12 protein-coding genes and 1 tRNA gene are annotated in these 10,422 nt (G+C 69.0%); 8 read left to right on the top strand and 5 right to left on the bottom strand.

What is annotated here, in order from left to right; translation table 11 throughout:
- Window positions 1-49: 49 nt before the first annotated feature.
- From L0H79_RS16960 to L0H79_RS16970, 3 genes are all read right to left on the bottom strand, one after another.
- Window positions 50-898: a GAF and ANTAR domain-containing protein gene (locus L0H79_RS16960; RefSeq protein WP_301485831.1), complete on the bottom strand. Its 849-nt coding sequence runs from the start codon at window positions 896-898 to the stop codon at window positions 50-52.
- 88 nt (window positions 899-986) lie between these two features.
- Window positions 987-1,721: a GAF and ANTAR domain-containing protein gene (locus tag L0H79_RS16965; RefSeq protein WP_301485832.1), complete on the bottom strand. Its 735-nt coding sequence runs from the start codon at window positions 1,719-1,721 to the stop codon at window positions 987-989.
- A 446-nt stretch (window positions 1,722-2,167) separates the two neighbouring features.
- A tRNA-Sec gene (locus tag L0H79_RS16970) sits at window positions 2,168-2,263 on the bottom strand.
- Between the two features lie 154 nt (window positions 2,264-2,417).
- On the opposite strand from L0H79_RS16970, the gene L0H79_RS16975 reads away from it, so the two are divergent.
- The 8 genes from L0H79_RS16975 (at window position 2,418) to L0H79_RS17010 (ending at window position 8,637) form a co-directional block, all read left to right on the top strand.
- On the top strand, window positions 2,418-4,661 hold the full coding sequence (locus tag L0H79_RS16975; protein ID WP_301485833.1) for a carbon starvation CstA family protein: 2,244 nt from the start codon (window positions 2,418-2,420) through the stop codon (window positions 4,659-4,661).
- 2 nt (window positions 4,662-4,663) lie between these two features.
- On the top strand, window positions 4,664-4,891 hold the full coding sequence (locus L0H79_RS16980; protein ID WP_301485834.1) for a YbdD/YjiX family protein: 228 nt from the start codon (window positions 4,664-4,666) through the stop codon (window positions 4,889-4,891).
- Window positions 4,892-4,986: 95 nt separating this feature from the next.
- Window positions 4,987-5,997 carry a selenide, water dikinase SelD gene (selD, locus tag L0H79_RS16985; RefSeq protein ID WP_301485835.1) on the top strand — a complete coding sequence of 337 codons (1,011 nt, stop codon included), beginning with the start codon at window positions 4,987-4,989 and terminating at the stop codon, window positions 5,995-5,997.
- A 49-nt stretch (window positions 5,998-6,046) separates the two neighbouring features.
- Window positions 6,047-6,292: an AbrB/MazE/SpoVT family DNA-binding domain-containing protein gene (locus L0H79_RS16990; RefSeq protein ID WP_301485836.1), complete on the top strand. Its 246-nt coding sequence runs from the start codon at window positions 6,047-6,049 to the stop codon at window positions 6,290-6,292.
- Entirely contained in the window at window positions 6,289-6,696 is a 408-nt protein-coding gene (locus L0H79_RS16995) for a PIN domain-containing protein (RefSeq protein ID WP_301485837.1), read from the top strand. The genes L0H79_RS16990 and L0H79_RS16995 overlap by 4 nt, the downstream gene beginning before the upstream one ends.
- Before the next feature lie 84 nt (window positions 6,697-6,780).
- Window positions 6,781-7,026, top strand: coding sequence for a hypothetical protein (locus tag L0H79_RS17000; RefSeq protein WP_301485838.1), 246 nt, complete (start codon window positions 6,781-6,783; stop codon window positions 7,024-7,026).
- The gene (locus tag L0H79_RS17005; protein ID WP_301485839.1) at window positions 7,013-7,411 is read left to right on the top strand and encodes a type II toxin-antitoxin system VapC family toxin; all 399 of its coding nucleotides are present in this window, start codon (window positions 7,013-7,015) and stop codon (window positions 7,409-7,411) included. Before L0H79_RS17000 ends, L0H79_RS17005 begins: the two co-directional genes overlap by 14 nt.
- Before the next feature lie 254 nt (window positions 7,412-7,665).
- Window positions 7,666-8,637: a hypothetical protein gene (locus L0H79_RS17010; protein WP_301485840.1), complete on the top strand. Its 972-nt coding sequence runs from the start codon at window positions 7,666-7,668 to the stop codon at window positions 8,635-8,637.
- 176 nt (window positions 8,638-8,813) lie between these two features.
- Here the strand turns inward: L0H79_RS17010 and nrfD are convergent, their stop codons facing one another.
- Both nrfD and L0H79_RS17020 read right to left on the bottom strand, forming a co-directional pair.
- Window positions 8,814-9,794, bottom strand: coding sequence for an NrfD/PsrC family molybdoenzyme membrane anchor subunit (gene nrfD, locus L0H79_RS17015; protein ID WP_301485841.1), 981 nt, complete (start codon window positions 9,792-9,794; stop codon window positions 8,814-8,816).
- Window positions 9,791-10,422: 4Fe-4S dicluster domain-containing protein (locus tag L0H79_RS17020; RefSeq protein ID WP_301485842.1), on the bottom strand; the 632-nt coding region annotated here is incomplete at its 5' end. The genes nrfD and L0H79_RS17020, both read right to left, overlap by 4 nt.

Raw genomic sequence — 10,422 nt, forward strand, 5'->3', positions numbered from 1 at the left:
CGACTACCAGCTCGCCTGCGCTGCCGCCGCCGCCGCGTAAGCGCGAAACTCAAGAGGACCGCAGAACAGACATAATAACAGCCCGGAACGGTGGGATCCAGGACTGGGCCGGCTCTCGGGGGTACTCACACCGGGGGTGTGGCGCCCTGTCCGTGCCGAGGTGCGGGAGCGGCAGCCAGCACGGTCTCGGGGGGAAGGTGCCTTCGACGAGGAGGGTGGCGATCTCGGACAGGCGGGAGCCGGTGGCGCGGGCGTGGGCGCGCAACGCGTGGAAGGCGTGGTCCATGTCGGTGGCGCCGGAGGCTGCCAGCATCCCCTTGGCCTGCTCGATGATCACCCGGCTGTTCAGGGCGCCCTGCAGCTGGGCGACCACGACACCCCGGTGGCGGATGGCCCGCTCGGACAGGATGCCGATGGTGGCGACGTCGGCCAGCGCCTGCGCGACGCGCAGGTCGGGCGGCGGCATGGCACCGGTGCGATGCCGGAAGAGGTTCAGCGCACCGATCACCTCCTCGCGCAGCCGCATCGGCACGGCGTCCACCGCCTGGTAGTCCTCCGCGTGCGCGGCCGGCACGAAGCGCGGCCACCGCTCGGCGCATTCGGCCAGGTCCGGCACCGAGACCGGCTGCCCGCTGCCGACGCAGTCCACGCACGGGCCCTCGTTGGTCTGCTGCTGCAGCAGCTCCAGCAGGCGTGCGTGTTCGCTGGAGGAGGCCATCACCTGCAGGCCTCCACGTGGGTCGGTCAGCAGGATGCCGGCCGCGTCGGCCCGCAGCAGGTGCACGCAGTGGTCGACGAGGTCCGACAGCAGGCCAACCACGTCGTAGTCGGACACGAGGGTATCGGCCAGGCCGACGAACGCCCTGACGAGTTCCTGTTCGCGATCAGTTGTGGTCATCACGTCTCCCGTGGGTAGGCGGTACTCACTCCATACCCTGTCCCACCATAGTCCCGTTGGCACATCCGGTCGGGTTCCGGTTCGGCGTTCATGTCGCCGCCGATCCGTCGGGGTCGAGCACCAGGCTGCGGGCCACGATCGCGTCTGCGACCTCTTCGATGGTGTGGTCGTGGGCGAAGGCATAGGCCCGCATCCGGGCGAACGCGGTGGTGGCGATGACTCCGCCGAGCTGGACCATGACCATCCCGGTGGCCTGGTGGACTTGGCGGGTACCGAGTGCCCCGTCGCCGACCCAGTCGGTCCCCTCGGTCGTCGGCTGACCCTCGCGGAGCCGGAGCAGCGCCAGCGTGAACATGTCGACGGCTCGCAGCGCGAAGATGACGTGGTCGGGACCCAGCTCTCCGGGCGTGGCCCGGTAGGACAGGGCGACCCCGACCACGGTAGCGCCCAGGTGCATCGGGAAGGCGAACAGGGCCTGCACCGGCAGCTCGGCGAGCCGGCCGGCCAGACCGGGCCACGCAGCCTGTGCCACGGGATCGGCCAGGTCGGCCATCAGTACCGGCCGACGGCTGGTGAGCGCGTCCAGGCTGGGTCCCTCCCCGAGGGTGAACTGGGCCCGCTCGACGGCGGCGATCACCTCGTCGGTGACCGCGAGGGTCTCCCGGGTCTCGTCGGAGGCCATCAAGGTGATGGCGGCCCCGTCGCCGGGCAGCGCTCGCGCCCCGACGGTCGAGACCGCGAGGATCGGGCCCCCGAGGGCGCCGTCCGCGTGCATCGCCTCGGCAATGGCGCGGCGCAAGTCACTGAGGCTGTCATTGCTCATGACAGCGCCCCCCCAGCGTCCGGCGCTCTTCATGTCAACGTCCCGTCCAACGGTGTGAAGGGGCGGCGAGGCGATCCTCGTGACCGAGCCGCGTGCTCACCGGGGTCCACCCACTCTAGGTCCCCCGTAGCCGGTTGACCCGGCGCCTCGTCGTCCGATCGTAGAGTCGCCGGTTGATGCAGGCCAGACCAGCGACGGATTTCGACGGGTTCCGAGCCGGGAGGGTCGCGCCAGTCTCGGCCTGGGAGCGTGCGAATCGGATGTCAGCGATCCCATTTCCTGGCGCCTTCGCTTCGGGTGTGTGAGGACGAGCCACCGAGGTCTGGGGCGACAAGACGACACCTCGAATCTAGCACCTGGGTCATCGTTTCCTGCGGGTCGCCCGGGCGCCCTCGATGCCCGACCCCGGAGGCGCTGTCAACGGACGGCTGTTGGCGGAGGGCTGTTGGCGGAGGCGGACGGGAATCGAACCCGCCTGCGACGGATGCCGCCGCACACCGGTTTTGAAGACCGGGGGGACCACCAGGAGCCCAGACACCTCCACCGGCCACCCTAGCCACGCATCCCTTGTGGGCTGGCATCACCCGCGAGCCGCGCGGCGCGAGCGAGGGAGGCGACTAGGGTGTCCTGCGACGGCTCGCCGACCGTCCCGGTTGGTCGTCACCCCTGTCAGCCGCACGAGCGAGGGAACCGGCCATGAGTAGTCCCGTGAGTGACGAGATCCAGCTGCCACCGGCAGCAGTCGACCCGGAGGTCGTCGAGGCACACGACCGGCGCTGGACGCCGCAGAAGGTCCTGGGGTGGGGCGCTGTAGCCCTGCTCGGTGCGGGCGCGTGGTCGGTCATCGCGATCGGCCGCGGCGAGACGATCAACGCCGTGTGGTTCGTCTTCGCCGCGGTCTGCACCTATCTGATCGCGTTCCGCTTCTACGCGAAGTTCATCGAGCGCAAGGTCGCGCGGCCCGACGACACCCGCGCGACCCCGGCCGAGTACAACGACAACGGCAAGGACTTCATGCCGACCGACCGGCGGGTCCTCTTCGGACACCACTTCGCCGCCATCGCCGGCGCCGGCCCGCTCGTCGGCCCGATTCTCGCCGCGCAGATGGGCTACCTGCCGGGCACGATCTGGATCATCGTCGGTGTCGTGCTCGCCGGGGCGGTGCAGGACTACCTCGTGCTGTTCTTCTCGATGCGCCGCGGCGGCCGGTCCCTCGGCCAGATGGCCCGCGAGGAGCTCGGAGTCATCGGCGGCACCGCCGCCCTGATCGCGACGCTGACCATCATGATCATCATCACGGCGATCCTCGCCCTGGTCGTCGTCAACGCGCTCGGTGAGTCGCCCTGGGGCGTGTACTCGGTCGGGCTGACCCTGCCGATCGCGCTCTTCATGGGTGTCTACCTGCGCTTCATCCGGCCGGGCAAGGTCATGGAGGTCTCGGCGATCGGCTTCGTCCTGCTGATGTTCGCCATCATCTCGGGCCGCTGGGTCGCCGAGTCCGCGTGGGGTGCCTCCTTCTTCCACCTCGACCGGACCAGCCTCGCCTGGTTCATCATCATCTACGGCTTCATCGCGGCCGTGCTGCCGGTGTGGCTGCTACTCGCGCCGCGCGACTACCTGTCGACCTTCATGAAGATCGGGGTCATCGGCCTGCTCGCGGTGGGGATCATCGTCGTGCATCCGACGATCAGCGTGCCGGCCTTCTCGGAGTTCGCCGGCCGAGACGACGGGCCGGTCGTGCCGGGCTCGCTCTTCCCGTTCCTCTTCGTGACGATCGCTTGCGGTGCCTTGTCCGGCTTCCACGCGCTCATCTCCTCGGGCACCACCCCCAAGCTCGTCGAGAAGGAGCGGCAGACCCGCTTCCTCGGCTACGGCGGCATGCTCATGGAGTCGTTCGTCGCGATCATGGCCCTCGTCGCGGCCCTCGTCATCGACCGCGGCATCTACTTCGCGATGAACTCGTCGCCCGCGGTCACCGGCGGCACTGTCGAAGGCGCCGTCGCCTTCGTCAACCAGCTCGGCCTCTCCGGCGTCCATCTCACCCCGGACATGCTGAGCACGCTCGCCCAGAACGTCGGTGAGGAGTCGATCGTCTCGCGCACCGGCGGTGCCCCGACGCTCGCGGTGGGCATCGCCCACGTCCTGCACCAGTGGTTCGGCGGCACCGCGCTCATGGGCTTCTGGTACCACTTCGCGATCATGTTCGAGGCGCTGTTCATCCTCACCGCCGTCGACGCCGGCACCCGGGTGGCCCGGTTCATGCTCCAGGACACCATCGGCAACTTCGTCCCGAGGTTCAAGGACACCTCGTGGACGCCCGGAGCCTGGATCTGTACGGCGATCATGGTCGCCGGTTGGGGCTACATCCTCATCCTCGGCGTGACCGACCCGCTGGGCGGGATCAACACGTTCTTCCCGCTGTTCGGCATCGCGAACCAGCTGCTCGCCGTCATCGCCCTCGCGGTCGTCATGGCCATCGTCGCCAAGCGGGGCCACATCAAGTACCTGTGGATCGTCGTGCTGCCGCTCGCCTTCGCTGCGGTCGTCACCGTCACCGCCTCGATGTACAAGATCTTCTCGTCGGTACCGGCGGTCGGCTACTGGGCGCAGCACAACGCGTTCCAGAGCGCGCTCGCCGACGGCAGGACGAGCTTCGGCACAGCCAAGACCGTCGAGGCGATGGAAGCAGTCGTGCGCAACACGGCGGTCCAGGGCACCCTGTCGGTCGTCTTCGTCGTGCTGACGCTCATCGTGCTCGTGGCTGCGGTCATCGCGACCATCCGCGCGGCGATGGGTCACCGTGGCGCCGACACCGAGGACCCGCGCGTCGAGTCGAGGATCTTCGCCCCGGCAAGCCTGTTCCCCTCCCCGGTCGAGAAGGAGCTCGAGGAGCAGTGGGCCAAGATCCCCCAGCCGGTCGGCGCGAGGAGAGGGCACTGACGATGCCTGTCCTTGCGCCCGCCACGCTGTCGATGGTCCTGCACTGCGCCCGCGACGGCGGGCGCCGGGCTGCCCGCTACCTGCGTGCAGTGATGGGCGCCGACGCGTACGAGCGCTACTGCGCCCACCTCGCCGTGCACGATCCGGGGGCCGAGCCGATGAACGAGCGGCAGTTCTGGCGCGAGCACTTCGACTGGCAGGACCGCAACCCCCAGGGCCGCTGCTGCTGACGCACGTGAGCGGGTGGCCTCGTGTTCCGTCGCGGCTCGGCGACGGCCCCGCTCGCCTCCGCAGACACCCCAGACAGTCGACGTATGGTGCCCGCATGGCCATCGCCCAGGACGCACCGATCCGCCTGACCCAGTTCGCCGCCGGCGGCGGGTGCGCCTGCAAGGTCCCGGCCGCCCTGCTCGAGCAGGTCGTCGCCGATCTGGTCGGCGTCCCGCACGATGACCTGCTCGTCGGGCTCGAGTCCGGCGACGACGCCGCCGCCGTGCGGATCGAGGGCGCCCGGGCGATCCTGTCGACGGCCGACTTCTTCACCCCGGTCGTCGACTCGCCCTACGACTGGGGCCGCATCGCCGCCGCCAACGCCCTGTCCGACATCTACGCGATGGGTGGGCGCCCGATCGTGGCGATCAACCTGCTCGGGTGGCCCCCCGACCTCATCCCGGCCGAGTACATCCGCGAGGTCCTGAGAGGTGGGCTCGAGATCGGGCAGCAGGCCTCGTGTCCCGTCGTCGGAGGCCACAGCATCACCGCGCCCGAGCCGCTCTACGGGATGGCGGTCACCGGCATCGCCGACGCCGATCGCCTGATGCGCAACGACACTGCGGAGCCGGGCCTGCCGATCAGCCTGAGCAAGCCGATCGGGGTGGGCGTCCTCGGCAACCGGCACAAGGCGACCGGCGAGCTGTTCGCCCAGGCGATCGAGTCGATGACGACGCTCAATGCCGCCGCGTCGCAGGCGGCGCTCGCCGCCGGTGTCCGGGCCTGCACCGACGTGACCGGCTTCGGGCTGCTCGGTCACCTGTGGAAGCTGTGCCGGGCCTCCGGGGTGGGCGCCGTCGTCGACGTGGCCGCCGTGCCGGTGCTCGACGGGGCTCGGGAGAGCCTGGCGGCGGGATACGTGCCCGGTGGGACGCGCCGCAACCTCGAGTGGGTGCGCCCCCATCTCGAGTTCGGCCCGGGAGTCTTGGAGGACGACCTGCTGCTGCTCGCAGACGCCCAGACGAGCGGCGGGCTGCTGGTCGTCGGGGAGGTCCCCGGGGCCCCCGTCGTCGGCGAGACCGTGGCAGCGCTCCCCGCCGAGTCGGCTCGGATCACGGTCCGGTGATCCTTGAGACCGAGGTATCCTTGCCTTACCTGATGTAAGGAGACGTGCCATGACATCCGCGACGGTCACGAGCAAGGGCCAGGTCACGATCCCCGTCGAGGTACGGACCAAGCTCGGCCTCCACCCCGGCTCCCGGCTGGCGTTCGTGCCCACCGCCGCGGGCGGCTACGAGATCCATGTGGAGGCCGCCTCGATCAAGGATCTCAAGGGTGCCGTGCCACGGCCTGCACAACCGGTCAGCATCGAGGAGATGAACGAGGCGATCGGCGCGGCGGCGACCGAGGGGGCGCGATGATCGGGCTCGACACCAACGTCGTCGTGAGATACCTGGTGCAAGACGATCCAGACCGGTCGCCGATCGGCTCCGCGCTGGTTGACGAGCTGACCGAGGCTGCTCCGGGCTATCTCAGCGTGGTGACTCTCGTCGAGCTCTACTGGGTCCTGCGCCGGTCCTACCGGGTCGATGCGGACCGATGCGCCGACCTGCTGACTGCGCTCTTGGACGCGCGGGAGATTCGGGTCGACCGAGACGCAAGCGTGCGAGCGGCTCTCATGGCGAGCCGTGGTGGCCTCGATTTCGCGGACGCGGTCATCTCCGAGCTCGGCCGAGCGGCCGGCTGCGACTACACAGCGACGTTCGACCGGCGGGCCGCACGAGAAGGAGCGATGCGCCTGCTCGGGCCACGGTCGACCTCGTGAGGGCTGGTTCTCCCACGCAGTCCCGAAGGCCTCGAGATGCACACTCGCATGGCGTCATGCGTAGTCGCATGTTACGGTCGACTCATGCCGAAGACGGTGCAGATCCGAGACCTGGACGACGAGGTCTACGCCGGGCTCGTGCGGCGAGCCGCCGAGCAGGGGGTCAGTGTTCCGGAGCTGCTCCGCACGGAGGCCGCTCGGCTGGCATCGCGCCCCACCATCGCGCAGTGGCTGGAGCGCACGAGGCAACGCTCGTCGGATCTGGATCGTGCGCAGATCCTGGAGGCGCTCGACGAGCAGCGCGGCGCGTGGCCCGATGCTCGTCGTTGACGCCTCCTGCCTGGTCGAGGTGCTGACCGGCGGGCCGGGTGCCGAACCGGTCCGCCGCAGACTGGCCCTCGACGGCGACCAAGCCGCCCCCCACGTCATCGACGTCGAGGTGTTCGGCGTCATCCGCCGCGAGCACCTGCGCGGCCGGCTGGACGCCACCGCGGCCGCGCAGGCGGTGGTGGATCTGCGGCTGTGGCCCGGTGAACGCTACGGGCACCGGCTCCTGTTGGCGCGCGCCTGGCAGCTACGGGACACCGTGCGTGGCTGGGACGCGATGTATGTCGCCCTCGCCGAGGCGCTCGACGCCGTCCTGCTCACCACTGACCGACGGCTCGCTACCGCGACCGGACCGACGTGCCGGATCGAGGCGCTTGGTCTCGGGTAGCTGACCGGCTACGACATCGTTGGGCGTCCGGTCATGTTCTGACTTCGGCACCTTGTCACGAGCAACGAGCCGACGAGCCCACCGATCTGCCGACACCTGTACCTGCTCTTGCGAGTGAAGATCGCGCGCTCGCGGTGGCGATACCGGGCATTGTCACCTCCTCACGGCACAATCAAGCAGGTCGCCGCCCGGGCGTCCCACGCAGTCCCAAGCAGATCCGGGCAACCAGCCAAGACAGTCCGCAGGAGGTAGCAATGGAAGTCCTCAAGAGTGCATTCGGGGGATGGTGGGGCCCAATTGTGGTGGGCATCGTACTGGTTCTCGTCGAATACTTCATTATAAAGCCCTTGGTCGAGAGGTCGGCCTCGCATCCCTTCGCAGGTTACATATCAGGTGCCAACCAGACCCATATCCGCACAGGCAAGCAGTCCAAGGTGCACGTCGACAATAGTCGCACGATCATCATAAAGCACGTGACCCGTGATCACCACGAGACGCCACCCTTCCATGGTTCACGCGCCACCTCGGTGCATGCTAATGACAATGATGATCTGTGGCTGTACCTCTCGGGGGGTTTCGCCGCAATCCTCGCAGGCGCTTGGTTAGTAGCCCGATACGCTTCCATTATTTCGAACGTGATGCTGGGGGTGTCCGTTGGATCCGCAACTATTGCCATCCTATTGACCGCACAGTACCGTCGTTCGCCGGTGCCGCTACTGCGCTGGGTGTTCATTACGCTCATGACCGCCGCGGCAATGGTCTTTGGGGTTCGGAAACTGAACACGGCAACATTCAAGGGAGTGAGTCTGGCGGATGCGTCTGCGACGGTCCACAACAAGGGTCTTATGCAAGGTGTCTCCGCCCTCCGAGAGGCGTACTCGTTCGAAGTGCTGGAGTTCCTTGCGCTACAGTTGGTAGGAGCAGTTGTTCTCATCCTGATGGCGACGATCGTGGCGATGCGGTTGCTGGGGGCGCTGGTAGCCACCGCGGCGCTGGACAATCCGGATCCGCAGCCTTGGCACGCAAGGCTCGTGACCTGGCTCTATCCGTCTGGGAGTTTTGTGGTGCAACTCATCGTTTTGGCGGCACTTGCTGGATTCGCGCTAACTTTAGTGTCAGGGGCCATGTGGTCCAGGCTGCAAGACCTTCCGGGTTTGGAGAATCTCTCAACGTCTTCCTTCAGTTCAGTTTCAGATCCGATCCATGAACGCTCCGCTAGCCAATGAGTATCACGTGACGTGACGCTCCCCCTTTTGTCACGGCGTCACGGCTATCCACATCCACATGCCCTCGCCTCTTGCAGCCTTTCACAGGGTCGTGGTGGCTTGGGGGCCTTTCGTGCGTCCGAGAACCGAGAATGTAGCCGTGTCGAGGCACTGCCGAGGCAAGTCGCTAAATCCGCTCAGCTGATCCGGGTCGGCCCGCGCTCGTCGAGGCGCTGGCGTTGCGGGACGACCGTGTACATCGGGTCCTTGGCCGAGACGATGCCGGCCTCGAAGACGCCGAACCGGGTCAGCGCCGACCCCGCGTTCATCGCCAGCCCGGCCAGGATCGCCGCGGGCCGACGCCGGCCCCCGAGCAGGGTCAGGGCCGCGCCGCCGAGCATGAGCCAGCGGCTGATCTCGAGCAGCCGCCCCGCCTTGCCCTGCCGCAGCGGCTCGCCCTCCAGCCGGAGGTTCCGGTGCAGCACCTCGGTTGCGGCGAGCTCCAGTGCCGTGCCGGTGAGGGCGACCCGGCGAGCCGGGCCCGTCTCCCGGGTCGAGGTCGTGACCATCGCCGCACCACCGGCCGCGGCGAGCGCGGACCCGACGAAGACGAACGGCAGCTCGCGGTATGCCGCATGCCAGGTCGGCGTGGCCGTGTCGCTGAGCAGCACGGCTGTGTAGGCCGCCAGCGGGGCCGCGAAGGCAGCTGACCCGAGGTTCCCGCCCGCGCCCGTGATCGAGGCGAGCCGCGCGAGCGAGCTGCCCTGCGGCAGGAGCGGCCCCCCGATCTCGGCGAGGGCAGCCGCGCCGGTGAACCCGCCGAAGCCGGCGAGGATCCACGTCCCGACCGACATCGGCGAAGTGAGCTTGACCGTGCGCATCATGTTGAGGAAGCGACCCGGCTTGCCGAGGTCGGCGATGAGGGCGCCGGTGCTGGCCCCGAGCGCGGCGAGGGCGGTGAGCCGGGCGTTGCGCTGCAACATCCGCAGCCCGACCAGCTGCGCCCCGGCCGCGATGAGGCCCGATCCGGCAGCGAGCCCGCCGGTGTAGAGGTAGGTCGGGATCTCCGCCTTCCACGGCGCCGGCTTGACGACCTGGCGGCCGTAGTACGAGGAGAACTCGGCATCGGGCACCATCGCCCGCTCGGCGCCGCGCCGGCGGCGGGTGGGAGTGCTCATGAGCGTCTCCCGAGGAACGAGACGGCGGCGGCGCCGAGCATCGCCAGCCCGGCCAGGCCCGCCTTGCGGAAGATGTCGGGCAGGTCGTGGGTGGTCACGACCGGGTCGGGCGGCAGGCCGTAGACCTCGGGCTCGTCTAGCAGCAGGAAGACCGAGCCGGTCCCGCCGACGCCGTCGGTCGGGTCGGCGCCATAGGTGCGGGCCTCGGTGTAGCCCTGCTCGTGCAGCAGCCGCACCCGGTCGGCGGCTCGGCTCCGCATCTCGTCGAGGTCGCCGAACTGGATCGAGGTCGTCGGGCACGCCTTGGCACAGGCCGGCTCGTCGCCGACCTCGAGCCGGTCGTAGCAGAGCGTGCACTTCTGGGCGATGCCGTCGTCCTTGGCGATCCGGGCACCGGTCATGTCGGGCGACTCGCGCCGCTCGATGACCCCGAAGGGGCAGGCCGGCACGCAGTACCCGCACCCGTTGCAGACGTCGTCCTGCACGACGACGGTGCCGAACTCGGTGCGGAAGAGTGCCCCGGTGGGACACACGTCCAGGCAGGCGGCGTGGGTGCAGTGCTTGCAGACATCGGAGGCCATCAGCCAGCGGAAGTCGGGCGGGTCGGCCGCGGGGTCGGCGTCGGTGC

The organism is Intrasporangium sp., assembly GCF_030452765.1.
Classification (GTDB): domain Bacteria; phylum Actinomycetota; class Actinomycetes; order Actinomycetales; family Dermatophilaceae; genus Intrasporangium_A.